The 19,126-nt window shown below is 64.0% G+C and carries 16 protein-coding genes; 11 read left to right on the top strand and 5 right to left on the bottom strand.

Translation table 11 applies throughout. The features are described 5' to 3' along the window. Positions 1-25: 25 nt before the first annotated feature. Together paaA and pcaF are read right to left on the bottom strand one after the other, a co-directional pair. Positions 26-1,003 carry a 1,2-phenylacetyl-CoA epoxidase subunit PaaA gene (gene paaA, locus SM764_RS01445; RefSeq protein ID WP_065272554.1) on the bottom strand — a complete coding sequence of 326 codons (978 nt, stop codon included), beginning with the start codon at positions 1,001-1,003 and terminating at the stop codon, positions 26-28. 22 nt (positions 1,004-1,025) lie between these two features. Next, positions 1,026-2,228, bottom strand: coding sequence for a 3-oxoadipyl-CoA thiolase (gene pcaF / locus SM764_RS01440; protein WP_065272555.1), 1,203 nt, complete (start codon positions 2,226-2,228; stop codon positions 1,026-1,028). A gap of 298 nt (positions 2,229-2,526) precedes the next feature. Here pcaF and SM764_RS01435 point away from each other — a divergent pair, with 298 nt between their 5' ends. From SM764_RS01435 to SM764_RS01420, 4 genes are all read left to right on the top strand, one after another. Further along, positions 2,527-4,317 carry an acyclic terpene utilization AtuA family protein gene (locus tag SM764_RS01435; RefSeq protein WP_369000839.1) on the top strand — a complete coding sequence of 597 codons (1,791 nt, stop codon included), beginning with the start codon at positions 2,527-2,529 and terminating at the stop codon, positions 4,315-4,317. 129 nt (positions 4,318-4,446) lie between these two features. Then, positions 4,447-6,063 carry an acyl-CoA carboxylase subunit beta gene (locus SM764_RS01430; protein ID WP_369000838.1) on the top strand — a complete coding sequence of 539 codons (1,617 nt, stop codon included), beginning with the start codon at positions 4,447-4,449 and terminating at the stop codon, positions 6,061-6,063. A 14-nt stretch (positions 6,064-6,077) separates the two neighbouring features. Beyond that, entirely contained in the window at positions 6,078-8,048 is a 1,971-nt protein-coding gene (locus tag SM764_RS01425) for an acetyl-CoA carboxylase biotin carboxylase subunit (protein WP_369000837.1), read from the top strand. Further along, positions 8,045-9,187 carry a nitronate monooxygenase gene (locus tag SM764_RS01420; RefSeq protein ID WP_369000836.1) on the top strand — a complete coding sequence of 381 codons (1,143 nt, stop codon included), beginning with the start codon at positions 8,045-8,047 and terminating at the stop codon, positions 9,185-9,187. The genes SM764_RS01425 and SM764_RS01420 overlap by 4 nt, the downstream gene beginning before the upstream one ends. 18 nt (positions 9,188-9,205) lie before the next feature. Here SM764_RS01420 and SM764_RS01415 read toward each other — a convergent pair whose 3' ends face one another. After that, a complete protein-coding gene (locus tag SM764_RS01415) occupies positions 9,206-9,742 on the bottom strand; it encodes a GNAT family N-acetyltransferase (protein ID WP_369000835.1) in 537 nt (178 codons plus the stop codon). Between the two features lie 216 nt (positions 9,743-9,958). Between SM764_RS01415 and SM764_RS01410 the strand changes: the two genes are divergently transcribed. The 3 genes from SM764_RS01410 (at position 9,959) to SM764_RS01400 (ending at position 12,861) form a co-directional block, all read left to right on the top strand. Continuing rightward, complete coding sequence (locus SM764_RS01410; protein ID WP_369000834.1) at positions 9,959-11,599, top strand: sulfatase-like hydrolase/transferase; 1,641 nt, start codon at positions 9,959-9,961, stop codon at positions 11,597-11,599. A gap of 201 nt (positions 11,600-11,800) precedes the next feature. After that, positions 11,801-12,115 carry a DUF2834 domain-containing protein gene (locus tag SM764_RS01405; protein ID WP_369000833.1) on the top strand — a complete coding sequence of 105 codons (315 nt, stop codon included), beginning with the start codon at positions 11,801-11,803 and terminating at the stop codon, positions 12,113-12,115. Positions 12,116-12,210: 95 nt separating this feature from the next. Beyond that, positions 12,211-12,861 (top strand): GntR family transcriptional regulator, encoded by a 651-nt coding sequence (locus tag SM764_RS01400; RefSeq protein WP_065272562.1) that lies wholly within the window; start codon positions 12,211-12,213, stop codon positions 12,859-12,861. A 6-nt stretch (positions 12,862-12,867) separates the two neighbouring features. On the opposite strand, the gene SM764_RS01395 is transcribed toward SM764_RS01400, so the two are convergent. Next, positions 12,868-13,575: a type 1 glutamine amidotransferase gene (locus tag SM764_RS01395; RefSeq protein ID WP_369000832.1), complete on the bottom strand. Its 708-nt coding sequence runs from the start codon at positions 13,573-13,575 to the stop codon at positions 12,868-12,870. Positions 13,576-13,654: 79 nt separating this feature from the next. Between SM764_RS01395 and SM764_RS01390 the strand changes: the two genes are divergently transcribed. The 4 genes from SM764_RS01390 (at position 13,655) to SM764_RS01375 (ending at position 17,596) form a co-directional block, all read left to right on the top strand. Beyond that, a complete protein-coding gene (locus SM764_RS01390; protein WP_369000831.1) occupies positions 13,655-14,914 on the top strand; it encodes a cytochrome P450 in 1,260 nt (419 codons plus the stop codon). Between the two features lie 179 nt (positions 14,915-15,093). Beyond that, a complete protein-coding gene (locus SM764_RS01385; RefSeq protein WP_369000830.1) occupies positions 15,094-16,383 on the top strand; it encodes a type I glutamate--ammonia ligase in 1,290 nt (429 codons plus the stop codon). 30 nt (positions 16,384-16,413) lie between these two features. Then, entirely contained in the window at positions 16,414-16,731 is a 318-nt protein-coding gene (locus tag SM764_RS01380) for a 2Fe-2S iron-sulfur cluster-binding protein (RefSeq protein ID WP_065272566.1), read from the top strand. Positions 16,732-16,861: 130 nt separating this feature from the next. Next, a complete protein-coding gene (locus SM764_RS01375; RefSeq protein WP_369000829.1) occupies positions 16,862-17,596 on the top strand; it encodes an FkbM family methyltransferase in 735 nt (244 codons plus the stop codon). A 173-nt stretch (positions 17,597-17,769) separates the two neighbouring features. On the opposite strand, the gene SM764_RS01370 is transcribed toward SM764_RS01375, so the two are convergent. Beyond that, positions 17,770-19,125: an aspartate aminotransferase family protein gene (locus SM764_RS01370; protein WP_369000827.1), complete on the bottom strand. Its 1,356-nt coding sequence runs from the start codon at positions 19,123-19,125 to the stop codon at positions 17,770-17,772. Position 19,126: the final 1 nt, after the last annotated feature.

The raw sequence follows: 19,126 nt of genomic DNA, 5'->3' as shown, positions 1-19,126 counted from the left end.
AGGGGGCAGATAAGGCTTGGGTCGGTTATTCGGCGGCGTGTTTGCGCGCGGCCTTCTTCTGGGCGTGGGCCAGCAGGCCGTCACGGACCCATTCGCCGTCTTTCCAGGCGTCATTGCGCGCGGCCAGACGGTCGGTATTGCAGGGGCCGTTGCCCTGGATCACGTCGAAGAACTCCGACCAGTCGGGATCGGTGTAGTCATAGTGACCGCGTTCCTCGTTCCACTTGATGCCGGGATCGGGCAGCTCAAGACCCAGGAATTCGATCTGCGGCACGGTCTGGTCGACGAACTTCTGACGCAGTTCGTCATTGGTGTTCATCTTGATCTTCCAGGCCATCGATTGCGCCGAGTGCACCGAATCCTTGTCCGAGGGACCGAACATCATCAGCGACGGGAACCACAGGCGGTTCAGCGCGTCCTGCGCCATCTTCTTCTGCTCAGGGGTACCTTCTGCCATCTTGCGGATGGCGTCATAGCCCTGGCGCTGGTGAAAGCTTTCTTCCTTGCAGACCCGGATCATGGCGCGGCTGTAAGGGCCGAACGAGGTCCGTTGCAGCGGCACCTGGTTCATGATCGCGGCGCCGTCCACCAGCCAGCCCACTGCGCCGATATCGGCCCAGTTCAGTGTCGGGTAGTTGAAGATCGAGGAATACTTCATGCGGCCATCCAGCAGCATTTCCGTCAGCTCGTCACGGGAGACGCCCAGCGTTTCCGCCGCGCAGTAAAGATACAGACCATGGCCCGCCTCGTCCTGCACCTTGGCCAGCAGGATCGCCTTGCGCTCCAGCGTCGGGGCACGGGTGATCCAGTTGCCTTCGGGCAGCTGACCGACGATTTCCGAGTGGGCGTGCTGGCCGATCTGGCGGATCAGCGTCTTGCGATAGCCCTCGGGCATCCAGTCCTTGGGCTCGATCTTTTCGCCCCGGTCGATCCGCGCCTGAAAGGCGGCGAGTTTTTCGGGGTCGTCTTGCGTGGCCTCGGATTTCACCATCTGAGCATACATAGCGCGTTTCCTCCCTTACTGATTACACACGTTCAAGGATCAGGGCGGTGCCCTGTCCGACACCAACGCACATGGTGCACAGCGCGTAGCGCCCGCCAGTACGTTGCAGTTGATAGGCGGCGGTCAGCACCAGCCGGGCGCCGGACATGCCAAGCGGATGGCCGATGGCGATAGCACCGCCATTGGGATTAACATGGGGCGCATCGTCCGCCACGCCAAGGGCGCGAAGGGTCGCAAGCCCCTGCGAGGCGAAGGCCTCGTTGAGTTCGATCACGTCCATCTGGTCGATGGTGAGGCCGGTGCGGGCCAGAACCTTTTGCGTCGCGGGCACCGGGCCGATGCCCATCACGCGGGGTTCTACCCCGGCGGCGGCCATGCCGACGATGCGGGCCATCGGTTTCAGGCCGTTCTTGGCCGCGGCTGCCTCATTCGCCATCAGGATGGCGGCGGCGCCGTCGTTGACGCCCGAGGCATTGCCTGCGGTCACGCTCTTGTCCGGGCCGTTGACGCCCTTCAATTTCGCCAGCTTGTCGGCGCCGGTGCCGGGGCGGGGGTGTTCGTCGGTGTCCACGACCAGGGCATCGCCCTTGCGCTGCGGAATGGTCACCGGGGTGATCTCTTCGGCAAAGACGCCTGCCTCATGTGCGCTGGCCCAGCGGGCCTGGCTGCGGGCGGCAAATGCGTCCTGATCCTCGCGAGAGATATCATAATCTTCTGCAACGTTATCAGCGGTCTGCGGCATCGAGTCGGTGCCATACATCTCGTGCATCTTCTTGTTCACGAAGCGCCAGCCGATGGTGGTGTCGTAAACCGCATTGGCGCGGGTAAAGGCGCTGGTTGCCTTGGGCATCACGAAGGGCGCGCGGCTCATGCTTTCGACACCGCCTGCGATGGCCATGTCATAGTCTCCGGCGCGGATGCCGCGGCTGGCCATGCCCACTGCGTCCATGCCGGATGCGCATAGGCGGTTGATGGTGGTGCCGGGCACATCCACCGGTAGGCCTGCCAGCAGGGCCGCCATGCGGGCCACGTTGCGGTTGCTTTCCCCGGCCTGGTTGGCATCGCCAAAGATCACATCGTCAATGCTGGCCCAGTCAACGTCCGGGTTGCGCGCGACCAGCGCGGCAATCGGGGCAGCGGCCAGATCGTCGGTGCGGACCTGGCTGAGGGCGCCGCCGTAGCGGCCAATGGGGGTCCGGGTGGCATCGCAGATGAATGCATCCATGGGGTTCGCGTCTCCTGTTTGGCTCAAAAATTAGCCGACCGTGTAGTCGGTGTACATTAAAGCAGCGATTCGCGGCAAGCAAAATGTAACGTAAAAGGTAGGTGATTGGAAAATCTGTAACACATTGTCGGAATCTGAATGACTTAACGTCCTTTTCCATCGGCGCGGATTTTCTGTTGCGGCCTGCCTGCGCTTTCAGGCAGGCTGAAACAGAACGATCGGTCTGTTGCGGTGCGGGGGACATCGCGACAGCTTTGCTAGGCCTGAAACAGGCGCATTGCGTCACGGGGGAGAGGACATGGCGGATATTCTGCGCATCGGCGGCGCCAGCGGCTTCTGGGGTGATGCTGCGCTGGCCACACCGCAACTGCTGGCAGCGGGCGGGCTGGATTTCATCGTCTATGACTACCTGGCCGAGATCACCATGGCGATCCTGGCCCGCGCCCGCGCCAAGGATCCGGGCGCAGGCTACGCGACTGATTTCGTCAGCGGTGCCATGGCGCCCAACCTGTCCCAGATCGCGGCGCAGGGTGTGCGGATCATCTCCAACGCGGGTGGGGTGAACCCCGGCGCCTGTGCTGCAGCCCTGCGCGAGGAAATCGCCCGGCAGGGGTTGTCGCTGAAAGTGGCCATCATCGAAGGCGACGATCTGACCGGGCAGGCTGAAGAGATCGCCGCAACAGGCCCGATCGAGATGTTTTCCGGCGCGCCTTTCCCGCCCAAAGACAAGATCGCCAGCATCAACGCTTATCTTGGCGCCTTTCCCATCGCCGCCGCGCTGGACCGGGGCGCTGATATCGTCATTACAGGTCGTTGCGTCGACAGCGCCGTCACCCTTGGCGCCTGCATCCATCATTTCGGCTGGGCGCCGCAGGATCTGGACCGGCTCGCAGGCGGGTCACTGGCAGGGCATATCCTGGAATGCGGACCGCAGGCCACGGGTGGGAATTTCACCGATTGGCGCGATGTGGTGCAGGGGCTGGACCGCATTGGCTATCCTATCGCCGAAGTCTGCCCCGATGGCTCCTTTGATGTGACCAAACCCGAAGGCACCGGCGGGCTGGTCTCGCGCGGCACGGTGGGCGAGCAGATGCTCTATGAGATCGGCGATCCGCAGGCCTACGTGCTGCCGGATGTGATCTGTGACTTCTCGAATGTGACACTGACAGAGACCGCTCCGAACCGGGTGCATGTGGCCGGGGCCAAGGGCCTTGGCGTGCCAGAGGCCTATAAAACCTGCCTGACCCATGCCGATGGCTATCGCGGCGGGCATATTTTCACCTTCTACGGGCTGGAGGCCGAGGAAAAGGCCCAGGCCTTTGCCGATGCGGCGCTAGCGCGAACTCGGGCGGCTTTGACCCGCATGAACGCGCCCGATTTCACCGATGTCAGCGTGGAGCTGATCGGCGCCGAAAGCCAGTTCGGCGCGATGCGCCAAAGCGCCCCGGCGCGCGAGATCGCTGCCAAGATTGCGGTGCGCCACGTCGATGCCCGCGCCATTGGCCTTTTCATGAAAGAGGCAACCGGCCTGGGTCTTGCCACACCGCCGGGCCTTTCAGGATTTGCGGGCACACGGCCCCGGCCCAGCCCGGTGCTGGCGCTGTTTTCCTACCTCACGCCAAAGGATCAGGTGTCGGTCACCCTGCGTGACGGGGCGGGAGAGGTCGAGATCCCGGCGGCTGCGCCGCAGCCTGCCGATCCGCCCAGGCGCCCTGCGCTGCCGGTAGCTTCGGCAGCGAATAGGGTGGTCGAGGTGCCGCTCGTGCGCCTGGCCTATGGGCGCAGCGGTGACAAGGGTGACATCGCCAATATTGGCATTCTTGCCCGTCGCCCAGACTTCATGCCCTGGATCTGGTCCGCGCTGGACGCGGACCACCTGACCCGCGTCTTTGGTCATTTCACCAAAGGCCGGATTGAGCGGTTCTACCTGCCGGGGAGTGCGTCGATGAACATCCTGCTGCACGGCGCGCTGGGCGGGGGCGGCACGTCCTCCCTGCGCAATGATCCGCAGGCCAAGGGCTACGCCCAGCTGCTGCTGGCCGCCCCGGTGCCGGTGGATGCGGATCTGCTGAGGGGGTGGGATGAATAACGAGGTGTCAGCCAGAAGGGCAGAGCTCGTCCGCGGGCGGAAGCGAAGCGCCCGCCCATGGGGGCGGACGGGCGCTGCCCGGCCTGTTGGCCGGGCGGGACAAGGCAAGATGATACAGGGAGCCGTGACATGACAGTCTTTCAAAGCCGGATAAGCCCGGCCAGCGATGCCTATCAGACCAACCGCGCCGAGATGCTGGCGCTGGTGGATCGGATGCGCGCACTGGAAGCCCGCGCGGCGGCAAAATCCGAGCAGCGTCGCCCGGTCTTTGACAAGCGCGGCCAGCTTTCTCCGCGCGAACGGGTCTCGGCGCTCTTGGATCCCGGCATGCCCTTTGTCGAACTCTACAACATGGCCTCATACCTCGTGGATGACCCGGATCCCGAGACATCGATCCCCGGTGCCTCGATCATCACCGGGATCGGCTATGTCTCGGGTGTGCGCTGCATGGTCTTTGCCGATGATGCGGGGATCAATGCGGGGGCGATGACCGGCAAATCGGTGGACAAGGCGCTGGGCGCGCTGGAGATCGCGCACCGCCAGAAGCTGCCCTTTATCCATCTGGTCGAAAGCGCGGGCGCCGATCTGATGCGCTATACGGTGGAGCTTTGGGCGCATGGCGGCGGCATGTTTGCGGGGCTGGCGCGGCTCTCGGCGGCGGGCATTCCGGTGATCACGGTGCTGCACGGCGCATCGACCGCCGGGGGCGCCTATCAACCGGGTCTGTCGGACTATGTGATCGGGGTCAAGGGCAACGGCATGGCGATGCTGGCGGGTGCCGCGCTGGTGCAGGCCGCCACCGGAGAGGTCGCCAAGGACGCCGACCTTGGCGGCGCCGAGATGCACGCCGAGGTCACCGGGCTGGTGGAATACCTCGCCGAGGATGACGCCCACGGGATCGAGATCGCCCGCGATGTGGTCGCGGGGCTGGGCTGGCCTTCGGGGGCTGCGCAGGGTCCTGACTATGACGCGCCACAATACGACCCCGATGAACTCGCAGGCGTTGTGCCGGTCGATTACCGCAAGCCCTATGACATGCGCGAGGTCGCGGCGCGGATCGTGGATGGCTCGCGCCTGTTGGATTTCAAACCGGGCTATGGGTCCGCGACGCTCTGCCTGCAAGGACGCATCATGGGGCAGCCGGTGGGGATCCTCGCCAATAACGGTCCCATCGACCCGGACGGCGCCACCAAGGCGACGCATTTCCTGCAGGCGATGGATCAGGCGGGCACGCCGGTTGTTTTTCTGAACAACACCACCGGCTACATGGTGGGCACCGAGTATGAGCGCGGTGGCATGATCAAGCACGGCTCCAAGATGATTCAGGCGGTGACGAACCTGCGGGTGCCCAAGATCTCGCTCTATGTGGGGGCCAGTTTCGGGGCCGGGAACTATGGCATGTGCGGCCATGCCTTTGGCGCCGACTTCCTGTTCACCTGGCCCAACGCGATGACCGGCGTGATGGGCGGGGAACAGGCTGCCCTGACCATGGAACAGGTCGCCCGCCGCACCGCCGCGCGCAAGGGATTTCCGGTGGATGAGGAACGACTTGCCGCCCAGCGAGCCAAGATCACCGCGCATTTCGACCGGCAATCGGATGCGTTTTACACCTCGGGGCACATGCTCGACATGGGGATGATCGACCCGCGCGACACCCGCCGGGTGATCGGCTTTTGTCTTGCCACCTGCGTCGAAGGGCGGGCGCGCGATCTGCGGCCCAACGCCTTTGGCGTGGCGCGGGCATGACGGGGGAGACGGACATGACACAGATCACATCACTCCTTGTGGCCAACCGGGGCGAGATCGCCCTGCGCATCATGAAAACCGCCCGCGCCATGGGCATCACCTGCATCGCGGTCCACACCGAGGCGGACGCCGCCAGCCCGCATGTGGCTTTTGCCGACCGCGCCATCTGCATTGGCGCGGGGCCAGTGGGCGACAGCTATCTTTCTGGCGAAAAGCTGATCGCGGCGGCGCAGGAGGCAGGCGCGCAGGCGGTGCATCCGGGCTATGGCTTCCTGTCGGAAAGCGCCGAATTCGCAAGCGCCTGCACAGGGGCGGGCCTCATCTTCATTGGCCCCGGTGCCGAGGCGATTGCGCTGATGGGCAATAAGGCTGCCGCGAAGCGCCGCATGATCGCGGCGGGGGTTCCTTGTGTGCCGGGATACGAGGGCGAGGATCAGTCGGCGGATGTCTTGGCGGCAGAGGCCGCGCGCATCGGCTATCCGGTGATGATCAAGGCAGCAGCAGGTGGCGGCGGGCGCGGCATGCGTCTGGTGGAGGCGCCAGCGGAGTTTGCAGGCGCATTGGGGCTGGCGCAAAGCGAGGCTTTGTCCGCCTTTGGATCAGACGAGGTGATCCTGGAAAAGGCGGTGATCCGCCCGCGCCACGTGGAAATACAGGTCTTTGCTGATAGTCAGGGCAACACGATCCATCTGGGCGAACGCGATTGTTCCGTGCAGCGCCGTCATCAAAAGGTGGTGGAGGAAGCGCCAAGCCCGGCGCTGGATGAAGACTTGCGCGCCCGCATGGGGGCTGCCGCCGTGGAGGCCGCCCGCGCCATTGGCTATGTCGGCGCCGGGACGGTTGAGTTCCTGCTGGACGACAGCGGTGCCTTCTACTTCCTTGAGATGAACACGCGTCTGCAGGTGGAGCACCCGGTCACCGAAATGGTCACCGGTCTGGATCTGGTGGCGCTGCAGATCCGCGTGGCGGGGGGGCAGCCCCTTGGGATCGTGCAAGAGGATGTAACCCTGACAGGCCATGCCATCGAGGTGCGCCTTTATGCCGAGGACCCCGCACAGGATTTTCTGCCGCAGGCCGGGCGCATTGCCCTCTGGCAGGCGCCGACGGGCGTGGGCATCCGCATCGATGCAGGGATTGTCAGCGGGCAGGAGGTCTCTCCTTTTTACGATCCGATGCTGGCAAAGGTGATCGCCCATGGCGCGACCCGGGCCGAGGCGTTGGAACGGCTGATCGGCGCACTGAAGGATCTGGCGCTGTTCGGCCCGGCGAGCAATCGCGATTTCCTGCTGAGGGTGCTGAACCATCCCGAGTTTGCCGCAGGCAAAGCGACCACCGGTTTCATTGCAGATCATCTGCTTGAGGATCTGACCACACTGCTCGGATCGGCGGAGATCGCCCTAGCAGCGGCGCTGATCTACCGCGCCGATCAGGCCGCGGCGGCGCGGGCAAGTGGCGTTGCGCCCGAGCTTCTTGGCTGGTCCGCGCAAGGGGCTTTGCAAGCGCGGCTGAAGATCGCTGCCGGTGAGGCGGTCCATGATCTGAGGCTCAGCGAGATGGGCGGTGTCTTGACCGTCGCAGGGGGGGAGTGGTCGCATCAAGTGACCGGGCTGGACAGCGCGCTGCGCGTGGATGGCACCCGCGCGGATCTGCGGCACACTCATATGGAGGGCGATTGTCTTTTCCTGGCGACGGGCGCGCGCATTTTCGAGGTCACGCGCATCCGCGCCGGGGCCAGCGCGGCAGCAGGAGAGGCTGATGGCCAGATCACCGCGCCGATGCATGGCGCGCTCTTGGAGGTCTGCGTCGCGGCGGGCGACAGTGTCACGCCGGGCAGCCGCCTCGCGGTGCTGGAGGCGATGAAGATGCAGCATGAAATCCTTGCCGCTGCTGCAGGCGTGGTGGCCGAGGTTCCGGTCGCCGCAGGCACACAGGTCAAGGCAGGCGATCTGTTGGTTTCCATCGACGTGGAAGGCGGCGCGGCATGAAATCGGATCTGTGCAAGCAGCTTGGCATTGAATTTCCGCTCTTTGCCTTTTCCCACTGCCGCGATGTGGTGGCTGCCGTCACCAATGCGGGCGGTATGGGCGTCTTTGGCGCCGCGATGATGAGCCCCGAGCAATTGGAAGAGGAACTGAGCTGGATCGACGATCACGTGGACGGGCGGCCCTATGGCGTCGATTTGATCGTGCCCAATAAGTTCGAGGCCAAGGGGCAGGACATTCCTGACGAACAGATCCTTGCCATGGTGCCCGAGGGGCATAAGGCATTTGCCGCCTCGGTGCTGCGCGACAAGGGCCTTGATCCCGGTGATCTGGACGCGCGGCGGCAGAAGCTGTTGGTCTTTCGCGACAATATCAGCGCGGACGGGGCACGGCGCAGTCTGGAGGTCGCCTTTCGCCACCCCATCGCGCTGATTGCCAATGCGCTGGGCGTGCCGCCTGCCGATATGCTGGAGATGGGCAAGGCGCATGGGGTTGCCGTGGCGGCGCTGGTTGGCACGGCGCAGCACGCCCGCGCGCAGGTCGCGGCCGGGGTGGATATTATCGTTGCTGCGGGCGGAGAGGCTGGCGGGCACACGGGTGAGATTTCCACCATGGTGCTGGTGCCCGAGGTGGTTCAGTCCATCGCCGATATGGGCGCTGATGTGCCCGTGCTGGCGGCGGGCGGCATCGCCAGCGGCGCGCAGATGGCGGGCGCCATGGCGATGGGGGCGGCAGGGGCCTGGTGCGGCTCGGTCTGGCTGACGACCGCCGAGGCGGAGACCAACCCGGTGTTGAAGGAAAAGATGCTGGCGGCCAGCAGCGCCGATACGGTGCGGGCGCGGTCGCGCACCGGCAAGCCCTCGCGCCAGCTGGTCAGCGGCTGGACAGAGGCCTGGGAGGGGAAAGGCGCGCCCAAACCGCTGCCGATGCCCTTGCAAACGCTGGTGTCGGAACCGGCGCTGGCGCGGATCGACCAGCTGAGCCAGACAGGCGATGCAGGCGCGCAGGAGCTGGCCACCTATTGGGTCGGACAGGGCGTTGGTCTGATGACGCAGGCCATGTCCGCAGGCGCGGTGGTGCAGGCCTTCAAGGAGGATTTCCTGCGTGGCTACGAAAGGCTTCAGGCGGCGCTGGAGGGCTGAGGCAAAGGGTCGGAGCGGTCAATCGCCGGTGTAGTGCAGCACCGTGTTGGGATAGCCGGTGCCGTCGATCTCAAAGACGGTTTCGCCAACCGAGGCAAATCCCTGACGGTGATAAAACCCGATGGCGGGAGTGTTTTCGGAGTTCGTGGAGAGCCACGGCGCGCCCAATCCCTTGGCGCGGCAATGGCCCAGCCCGGCCCGCAACAGCGCCTGTCCGATGCCTCGCCCGTGGTGGCGCGGCTGCACGTAAAGGGTTGTGATCTCGGTTTTTGTGCCGCCGACTGGTGAGGGGCGATCTTCGGTGATCCGGATATAACCATCGATCCCGACCCGGTTCTGCGACACGATCAGCGTCTCACCCGGGTCCTGAAGTAGCGCGGCGAAATGGGCGGGGGTAAAGGCCTCCAGCACAAAGGCGGCAAAGGTGTCATTGACGCCTTCGCGCAGGTAGGTGCCGGTCCAGACCTCGATCGACAGCGCCGCCAGCGCGGCGCAATCGGTGGTTTTTGCCGGGCGCAGCTGCAGGAGGTGTTTGGTTTGGGGCTTTGCGGACATGGGGGTCTTTCCGTTTTCTGTCTGCGCATCCGTTGCGCCGCAACAGGGATCACATCCCGGCAGCGGTGGAAATGGCGCGCCTGTATTTCGCGCTGCGGTTGCGGCGCGGCGGCAACAGGCCGGGCGCGCTGATCTTAGGCTTTTGCGGCTGGCCTTCTTGCTTCACCTGTTTAATAGTTTGCGGACAAATCGCGGAGCAACGGGAGGGGAGCGCCGATGAATATTCTCTACATCATGTTTGACCAGCTGAGGTTCGATTACCTCAGCTGTGCGGGGCACCCTCATCTGCAGACGCCGCATATCGATGCGCTGGCAGCAAAGGGCGTGCGCTTTACCCGCGCCTATGTGCAGTCGCCGACCTGCGGCTCGTCGCGGATGTCCAGCTATACCGGGCGCTATCCTTCCAGCCACGGGGTGCAGTTCAACGGCTATCCCCTGCGGGTTGGGGAATGGACCATGGGCGATCACCTGCGCCGCGCCGGGATGGGCTGCCATTTGATCGGCAAGACCCATATGGTGGCCGATGCCGACGGGATGGAGCGTCTGGGACTAGCGCCCGACAGTGTGATCGGGGTACGGCAGAGCGAATGCGGCTTTGATCCAGTCATTCGCGACGACGGGCTTTGGGCCGAGGGGCCCGATGGGTTCTACGACGCCAAGCGCAGCCCGTATAACGAATACCTGAAATCCAAGGGCTATCCTGGCGAAAACCCATGGAACGACTTTGCCAATGCCGGGGTCGAGGGCAATGACGTCGCCTCGGGCTGGTTCATGGTCAATGCCGACAAGCCCGCCAATATCGCCGAAGAAGACAGCGAAACCCCCTGGCTGACCACCCAGGCGATGGAGTTCATCACGCAGGCCGAGGCGAAGGGCGATCAGCCCTGGTGCGCGCATCTGAGTTATATCAAGCCGCATTGGCCCTATATCGTCCCGGCGCCCTATCACGACATGTACGGACCCGAACACGTGCTGCCTGCGGTGCGTTCGGAAGCGGAGCGGGAAGATCCGCATCCGGTCTTTGGCGGCATGATGAACAACCGTATCGGCAAGACATTCTCGCGTGATGAAGTGCGCGAGCGGGTGATCCCCGCCTACATGGGGCTGATCAAGCAGGCCGACGACCAGATGGGCCGACTGTTCGCCTGGCTGGAAGAGACCGGGCGGATGAAGGACACGATGATCGTGGTGACCTCGGACCATGGCGATTATCTGGGTGATCACTGGATGGGCGAGAAGAACCTGTTTCACGAACCGTCGATCAAGGTGCCGCTGATCATCTACGATCCGCGCGCCGAGGCTGATGTCACCCGGGGCACTACCTGTGATGAGCTGGTGGAGGCGATCGACCTGTTGCCCACCTTCCTTGAGGTCGCGGGCGGCGCTCCGGCGCCGCATATCCTGGAGGGACGCTCACTCATGCCGCTGCTGCGCGGGGAGGAAGCCGAGTGGCGCGATCATGCGGTGGCCGAATTCGATTACGCCACCAACCCGATCTGCGAGACGCTGGGGCTGGCGCCAAAGGATGCGCGGCTGTTCATGGTTGTGGACCGGCGCTGGAAGTTCATGCATGCCGAAGGTGGCCTGCGCCCGATGCTGTTCGATCTGGAAACCGATCCGGACGAGCTGGTGGATCTGGGCGCCAGCGCCGAGCATGCCGAGGTGATCGACCTGATGTACGACCGGTTGCTGGCCTGGGGGCTGCGCATGTCCCAGCGCATCACCCTGTCGGATGAACAGATTGCCGCACGCCGTGGCAAGGCGCCGCGCAAGGGCATCCTGCTGGGCGTCTATGAACCGGATGAGCTGGCGCCCGAGCTGACGGCGAAATACAGGGGCGCTGTTCCGTCAGAATAGGGCAGGCAATACGGGGAGGCTCCCGCCCGGCCGGGTCCTTTTGAAAAAGGACGCAGGCCCGTTGGGCCGGGCGCCGCGCAGGGCGCGGCGCTGCAACGTGCAAAGCACGGTGCCATGCCCAAGGCCGCCAGGGACGACCCGGCCCCGCTGGTGGTCCTGCGGGCGCGGGAGCCTTCCGCCCCCTTCGTGAGGAGAGATCGGATGCGCACATTCTATGCCGTCTCAGCCATCATCGGCACGTTGGTGCCCTGGCTGTTCTTCGGCTCCTTCTTTGCCCTCAACGGGGTTGATATCCCGGCCTTTCTGCGGGGGCTGTTTGCCAATGGCGCGGCGGCAGGGTTCTCTGCCGATGTTCTCTTGTCGATCTTGGTGTTCTGGGTCTGGAGCTGGCGGGACGCCCGCGATCTGGGCCTGCGCCGCTGGTGGTTGGTCCTACCTGCAGGCTGCACCGTTGGCCTATCCCTAGCGCTGCCGCTGTATCTCTGGATGCGGGAAGGGCGGATGGGCGCCGCCTGATCTTGTCAGGCTGCCGGGGCCGGGCGCCGTTGCCTCTGGCCGGGGGGCACCCTATCCTGCGGCCAAAGCCAAAGAGGCGGGAGAACGGAACAGGCATGGCCGGGCAGAGCGAGCAGCTACTCAACGCGATCCTCAGCGATATCGACGCCGGGCGGCTGAGCCCGGGCGATGTGCTGGACGAAGCGGGTCTTGTGGCGCGCCACAACGTCTCGCGCACGCCGGTGCGGGAGGTGCTGATCCAGCTGGAAACCGCCGGGCTGATCCGCCGTCTGCCGAGGAAGGGCGCGGTGCTGTTCAAGCCGACGCTGGAGGAGTTCCTTGCCATCCTCGAAGTACACGCCAAACTGGAAGGACAGGCCGCGGGCCTTGCCGCGCGCCGCATGACCAAGGCTCAAGCCGCGGAACTGGAGCGTATCGTCTCTGCCTGCGAGGCGCACGCGGCCGAGAAGGGCGACGGCGATCCCGATGGCTACTATCAGCTAAACCTGCGCTTTCACGAGGTGATCGCGCTTGGCTCGGGCAATCCCTTCCTTGTGGAGATGATCAAGACGAACGCGCGCAAACTGATGGCCTATTACCGGGCACGCTATCGCTATCCCGGTTCCATCGCGCAATCGGCCAAGGACCACCGCAGGCTGGCCGGGTTGATTGAGGCGCATGACAGCGCAGCGGCAGAGGCCGAGATGGCCGCCCATGTTCAGTTCGATCAGGTCACGGTGATGGATCTCTTGGCGGCGCTGGGCTGAGCTGCCTCAGCCGATGCCCTGCTCGAAGAACCGTGCCAGCGCCTCGGCAAAGCGGGCCTGATCGGAGGTCTCCGAAAGGCTTGCCACAGCCTGCGCATGCACATCTTTCGGCAGCATCCCTTTCATTTCCTCGGTCAGGGCGGTGATGAAGCCATGGCTCATTTCTGGGTGATGCTGGGTGGTCCAGATGTGGCGACCGATGGTGAACCCCGCGATCATGCCGTTGCTGGTGGCTGTCTGCACCGCACCCTCGGGCAGGGCGCAGACGCATTCCTTGTGAGACCCATAAAGGCGCAGGGGATCGGGTAGCTCCCGCGCCCAGGGCGGGGTGTTTTGCAAGGCGTTGAGCGTCAGCCCCTGAACCCAGCCGCAGGGGTTGTCAGCAAGGGCACCGCCAAGGGCTAGCGCCACGGCCTGATGGCCAAAACAGGCGCCGAACAGCGGCTGTTTGCGGGTGTTCATGTCCCGGATCAGATCCATCAGCGGCGGGGTCCAGGGCAGATCATCGCGGACCGAGGCCGGGCTGCCGGTGATCATCGCACCCTCAAAATCCGCGATGTCCTTGGGGAACACGCCATCCTTTACCGAAAAGACCGAAACGTTCCAGCCGGGGCGGGCCATATGGATGAGGTCCGCGAACTTCTCACCATCCTTGGGGTGATGCGCGGCAAAGTCGCTCTCGTCCGTGTTGGTCATCAGAATGGCCAAGTGCATGATATGCCTCGCAAGATTTTCGTTTACATATTTATGAGGTCTAATAATATACACAAAGCAACCATTCGGGAAGCCCCTCATGACGATCTGGACACCGCAGGACGACGGCTTTGCCGATCTCAGCAGCCACGACACCTTTGCCAATGGCGCGCCGCACAACACCTTTGCCCGGCTGCGCCGCGACGATCCCCTGCACTGGACGGAATACGCAGGTGGTGAAAACTACTGGTCCGTCACCCGCTATGAGGACATCACCGCGATGAACAAGAACACCGAGGTGTTTTCCTCGGCGCGCGGTATCCGGATGGAGGATCAGTCCTACGAGGAATACCTCGCCCGCCGCACCTTTCAGGAGACTGATCCGCCGGAGCATTCCAAGGTGCGCATGAAGCTGATCAAGGCCTTCTCCAAGACCACCATGGCGCAATACGAAGAGGATATTCGCACGCTCTGTGCCGAGATCCTGGATCAGGCGCTGGCGAAGGGCACATTTGACGCCACCAAGGAAATTGCCCGGCAATTGCCGATGCGGATGCTGGGGCGCGTCGTGGGCCTGCCGGAGGAAGACCTGCCCTGGCTGGTGGAAAAGGGTGATGCGCTGATTGCCAATACGGACCCGGATTTCACCACCCATGTTCTTGACAAGATGGACACGGATGAATTCCGCATGATGCCCTTCAACTCTCCGGCGGGGGCGGAACTCTATGTCTATGCCAAGGAGCTGATGGAGGCGAAGGCGAAGAAGGGCGATACCTCTGGCGTTTTGAACCTGATCCTGGAGCCGGCCAAGGATGGATCCACCATCACCGGGACCGAGTTTCGCAACTTCTTCTGCCTGCTCGTTGCAGCAGGCAACGATACCACGCGCTATTCGATTGCGGCTGGCATTCAGGCCATGTGCCATCAGCCCGAGCTGCTCGCGCAGATGCAGGCGGGCGGCGCGGTGTGGGACACGGCGGCGGATGAGATCATTCGCTGGGCCACGCCCGCGCTTTACTTCCGCCGCACCGCGACCCGCGACGTTGAGATGCACGGCAAGACGATCCGCGCAGGCGACAAGGTGCTCTACTGGTTCATCTCGGCCAACCGGGACGAAAGCTATTTCGGTGATCCCTTCCGCGTCGACCTGATGCGCAGCCCCAACCGGCATGTGTCCTTCGGGCAGTTCGGCCCGCATGTCTGTCTTGGCATGTGGTTGGCCCGGCTGGAGGTCACGGTGCTGTTTCAGGAACTGGCCAAGCGGATTTCGCATATCGAGGCGGCGGGGCCGCATAAATTCCTGCGCTCCAACTTTGTCGGCGGCATCAAGGAATTGCCGGTGCGGGTTAAGGCGGCATAGGCTGGGATAAACCTTTGGTCCGGGGCAAAGGCCCGGACAGCGCCCGACCTCCCGCACGGGAGGGCGCTTACGCACCCACCCGAGGTCGGCCGCTGTCCTCTGGTGGTTGGGTGAAATGATATGGGCATAACGGCACGCCAAAGATGCCGCAGCCCGTCCAACAGGAAGGACCTTGAGCTATGAAGACCCGCCTGCGCGCGATGTTCTGCGATCACCTCAGCATCATGCGGGGAAAATACCTCCCCAATTCCAAGATCGGTGACGATGCCACGCGGTTCTGCCGCTCGGTCTTTGGCACCCATTACGACAAGGACCTGCTGGATGCGCCGGGCTCCATGGTGAAACAGGGCCTGCCGGATATGGAGCTGAAATGGCTGCACGATGATATCCGCGACAGCTGGCATGCCTCCACCAAGGTGGTGCTGGGTGACCTCTACGACGATGCGGGGGAGCCGCTCTCCCTTTGCCCGCGTGGGGCGCTGAAACGGGCGGTGGCGGCCTGGTCCGCCAAGGGGCTGCAGCCCAAGGTCGGGATCGAGCTGGAAGCCTTTGCCCTGCAGGCCGATGAGAACGGCCGCCTGATGCCATACGATGCGCCGGGTGGCGTGGTCTATGGCACCGGCCCTTTTGCTGACCCCTTGCGGTTCAACGACCGGATCTGGGCGATGGCGGATGAGATGGGCTTTAGCCTGGATATGATCACCGCTGAATTCGACAGCCCCCAGTTCGAATATACGCTGACCTTTGATGACGCGGTGAAGGCAGTGGACGATATCGTGCTGTTCCGCCTGATGGCGCGGGAGATCGCGCTGGAATACGGCATCGTGCTGACCTTCATGCCCAAACCCATCGCCGAGGCGGGCGGATCGGGCATGCATATCAACTATTCCTTTGTGGACGAGGCGGGCGGCAATGCGCTGTCCTCCGGCCCGCGTGGCGGGCCCGAGCATATGAACGATCTGGCGCGTGGTTGCCTTGCTGGTGTGCTGCACCACCACAAGGGGTTGGCCGGTTTGATTGCACCGACCGCGAACAGTTACATGCGGCTGCAGCCCGGCAGCCTGTCGGGTTACTGGCAGAACTGGGGCGGCGATCACCGCAACGTCACCACGCGGATCAGCTCCGAAGGCGGCGCCAAGGCGCGGCTGGAACACCGGATGGCCGATGCCTCGGCCAATCCCTACACGGCGGTGGCGGCGGTGCTGCAGGCGTCGCTTCTGGGGGTCGAGAAGGGTTACTCCCTGCCGCCGATGGAAACCGGCGACGGTTTTGACCGCACCGATGCGCGCGAGGGTACGGCGATCGACCTGAAAGGCGCGGTCAATGATCTGGAGCGCGACACGGTTCTGGCAAAGGCAGTCGGGGAGGAACTGGTGGCAAACCACGTCTTCATGAAACGCAAGGAAGTGCGCAAGACCCGCGATCTGGAAGGCGACGGGATGCGCGATTTCTATGTGCATTTTGTCTGACTGCGGCAGGCGGGACCGAGTGGGGGAGAGATGACAGTGAAAGTGACCTGGAAACTGCCGGATGGTACAGAGATCACCGGCGCAGCGGAAAACGGGCAGAACCTGATGCAGGCCGCGCTGGCTCATGATGTGCCGGGGATCATCGGGGAATGCGGCGGCACGCTCAGTTGCGCCACCTGCCATGTCTATGTGGACCCGGCCTGGTCCGACAAATGCGGCGCGCCCGAGGATTTCGAGGACGCGATGCTGGACATGGCCGAGGAACGGCGCGACAGCTCCCGCCTCAGCTGCCAGATCGAGGCGAGCCCGGATCTGGACGGGCTGGTGCTGATCGTGCCCGAAGAGTAACGCGCCCGGCGAAACAGCGGTGCCCGGCGCGGCTGCTCTTGTTTTTGGTCCGGGCGCTGCGCAGTCTGCGCCAGACCAACAACGGGACGAGGGCAAGCGCGTGGCGGAGACAGGGCAGAGGGCAGACGATTTGGAATTGCAGCCCGATGTCGTGGCGGCCAATTGCCTTGGCGTTCTGGTGCCGCAATCACGCTTCCTCAATGAAAAGCGCATCGCCCGGATCAACGCGGCCCGCTATGAGGGGCAGGAGATTGCCGGTGCGCTGCATGTGATCGAAAAGGGCGACCGGGTGCTGGAAATCGGCGCCGGGATCGGCGTCGTCGGTGGCGTGATGGCGCGCCACAGTGGGGCAGAGCGTATTCTATCGTTCGAGGCCAACCCGCAGCTGATCCCGGTGGCTCGCGCGCTCCATGCGATGAACGGGCTGGAAGAACGGATCGAGGTGCGCAACGAAGTACTGGTGACGGCGCCCGATGCGCCTTCGGCGATGGAATTCCATGTGCGCAGCAGCTACCTCGGCTCTTCCCTGCTGAATCCGGAGGGTCGCCCGTCGGACCTGGTCCGGGTGCCGACGCGGTCCTTTGCCGAGGTTTGTGCCGAACTGCAGCCCAATGTTCTGATCATGGATATTGAGGGCGGCGAGCTGGAACTGCTGCGCCACATGGATCTGTCGGGTTTCCGGGGCGTGGTGCTGGAATTTCACCCCGAGGCTTATGGCATCGGCGGCATGCGGGAATGCAAGAACGTGCTGCGGGATGCCGGATTTACCCGCATCGCGGAGAAGTCGACCCGCATCGTCTGGACCTGTCTGCGGATGGAGGCAAAGGTCGAGGGCGATGGGGCCTCTGTAGCGGAAACCACCTGAATTCTCGAAATAAAGTGCGCTGGCTGTACCCCGGTGCCGCGCCGCGTCAGCGGCGCCACCGAGAGATGCGGGCCCGAAGCGAAGGCTTCGGGTCCGCCATGGTATCTGGTGGCCTGTGCCGGGCCATTGGCCCGGCACAGGCGCCCGCGCACGAATGCAGAGCTGGGCGCAGATCAGCTGGCGGCAGCAAGTCCCGCATCAAGGGCCGAAAGGATGGTGCTGACATCGGCGGCCTCTAGCACCAGCGGCGGCGACAGGATGATATTTGGACCAGAGACCCGCACCATGGCGCCCGATTGATAGGCAACCTCCTGCACCATGCCGATGGTCTTCTTGTCGATCGGGGTCTTGCTGACGTGATCGCCCACCAGCTCAAGCGCGCACATCAGCCCGTGGCCGCCACGTACATCACCGATGAGCCCGTATTTGTCCTTCAGCACCAGAAGACCCTTGTGCAGTTCCGCGCCGCGCGCTGCGGCGTTTTCCGGCACGTTCAGACGCTTGGTTTCCGCAAGACACGCCAGCGCCGCCGCCGCCCCCACCGGGTGGCCGGAGTAGGTGTAACCGTGGCCAATGGCCGCCTTGCCGCTCTCGTCGCTCTCAAAGACCTCGGCCACCGCATCGGAGATCATCACTGCGCCAAAGGGGAAATACCCATTGGTGATCGCCTTGGCGGTGCACATCAGGTCGGGCTGCACCCCCCAGTGACGCGATCCGGTCCAGGATCCCGTGCGGCCAAAGGCGGTGATCACCTCATCCGCGATCAAGAGGATCCCGTGTTTCGAGCAGATCTGCCGCACGCCGGGCATGAAGCTTTCATGCGGCGGGATCACCCCGCCGGCGCCCAGGATCGGCTCCATGATGAAGGCGGCGATGGTGCCCGCGCCCTGAAAGGCGATCTCATCCTCCAGCGCCTGCAGGCAGAGCTGCGCCAGACGCTCAGGATCGCTCTCATTAAACGGGTTGCGATAGGTATAGGGCGCCGGAATATGGTGGCAGCCGGGCAAAAGCGGTTCGTACTGGGTGCGGAAATTGGCATTGCCGTTGACCGAGGCGCCGCCCATATGTGTGCCGTGATAACCCTTCTTGAGGCTGAGGAACTTGGTGCGCCCCTCCTGACCGCGGATCTTGTGGTACTGGCGCGCCAGCCGCAGGGCGGTTTCTACCGAATCCGAACCGCCCGAGGTAAAGAACGCGCGGCTGAGGCCATCGGGGGCAAAGAAATCCTTCAGCTCTTCGGCCAGTTGGATCACCTGATCATTGGTGGTGCCCCGGAAGGTGGAATAATAGGGCAGTACGTCCAGCTGCGCGGCGATGGCGTCTTTCACCGGCTGGCAGGAGAACCCGAGGTTCACGTTCCACAGGCCCCCGACCGCATCCACGACCTCGTGCCCGTCAATATCGGTGATCGAAACGCCCCGGGCGCCAGTCACGATGGTGGGTGGATTGGCAAGGCTGTCGGCCGGATGCGCCATCGGATGCCAGAGTGATTTGGCATTATGTTCTTTGAGGAAATTGGAATCTTTCATG

Source organism: Pseudophaeobacter sp. 1A16562 (genome assembly GCF_041008785.1).
Lineage (GTDB): Bacteria > Pseudomonadota > Alphaproteobacteria > Rhodobacterales > Rhodobacteraceae > Phycobacter > Phycobacter gallaeciensis_A.
Note: the sequence above shows the minus strand (reverse complement) of the source record. Positions and strands in the feature narration are given on the sequence as shown.

Excerpts from the sequence above, each read along its gene's own strand:
- paaA (WP_065272554.1), bottom strand. The coding sequence starts at position 1,003 with ATGTATGCTCAGATGGTGAAATCCGAGGCCACGCAAGACGACCCCGAA.
- pcaF (WP_065272555.1), bottom strand. The coding sequence starts at position 2,228 with ATGGATGCATTCATCTGCGATGCCACCCGGACCCCCATTGGCCGCTAC.
- SM764_RS01435 (WP_369000839.1), top strand. The coding sequence starts at position 2,527 with ATGGCGGATATTCTGCGCATCGGCGGCGCCAGCGGCTTCTGGGGTGAT.
- SM764_RS01430 (WP_369000838.1), top strand. The coding sequence starts at position 4,447 with ATGACAGTCTTTCAAAGCCGGATAAGCCCGGCCAGCGATGCCTATCAG.
- SM764_RS01425 (WP_369000837.1), top strand. The coding sequence starts at position 6,078 with ATGACACAGATCACATCACTCCTTGTGGCCAACCGGGGCGAGATCGCC.
- SM764_RS01420 (WP_369000836.1), top strand. The coding sequence starts at position 8,045 with ATGAAATCGGATCTGTGCAAGCAGCTTGGCATTGAATTTCCGCTCTTT.
- SM764_RS01415 (WP_369000835.1), bottom strand. The coding sequence starts at position 9,742 with ATGTCCGCAAAGCCCCAAACCAAACACCTCCTGCAGCTGCGCCCGGCA.
- SM764_RS01410 (WP_369000834.1), top strand. The coding sequence starts at position 9,959 with ATGAATATTCTCTACATCATGTTTGACCAGCTGAGGTTCGATTACCTC.
- SM764_RS01405 (WP_369000833.1), top strand. The coding sequence starts at position 11,801 with ATGCGCACATTCTATGCCGTCTCAGCCATCATCGGCACGTTGGTGCCC.
- SM764_RS01400 (WP_065272562.1), top strand. The coding sequence starts at position 12,211 with ATGGCCGGGCAGAGCGAGCAGCTACTCAACGCGATCCTCAGCGATATC.
- SM764_RS01395 (WP_369000832.1), bottom strand. The coding sequence starts at position 13,575 with ATGCACTTGGCCATTCTGATGACCAACACGGACGAGAGCGACTTTGCC.
- SM764_RS01390 (WP_369000831.1), top strand. The coding sequence starts at position 13,655 with ATGACGATCTGGACACCGCAGGACGACGGCTTTGCCGATCTCAGCAGC.
- SM764_RS01385 (WP_369000830.1), top strand. The coding sequence starts at position 15,094 with ATGAAGACCCGCCTGCGCGCGATGTTCTGCGATCACCTCAGCATCATG.
- SM764_RS01380 (WP_065272566.1), top strand. The coding sequence starts at position 16,414 with ATGACAGTGAAAGTGACCTGGAAACTGCCGGATGGTACAGAGATCACC.
- SM764_RS01370 (WP_369000827.1), bottom strand. The coding sequence starts at position 19,125 with ATGAAAGATTCCAATTTCCTCAAAGAACATAATGCCAAATCACTCTGG.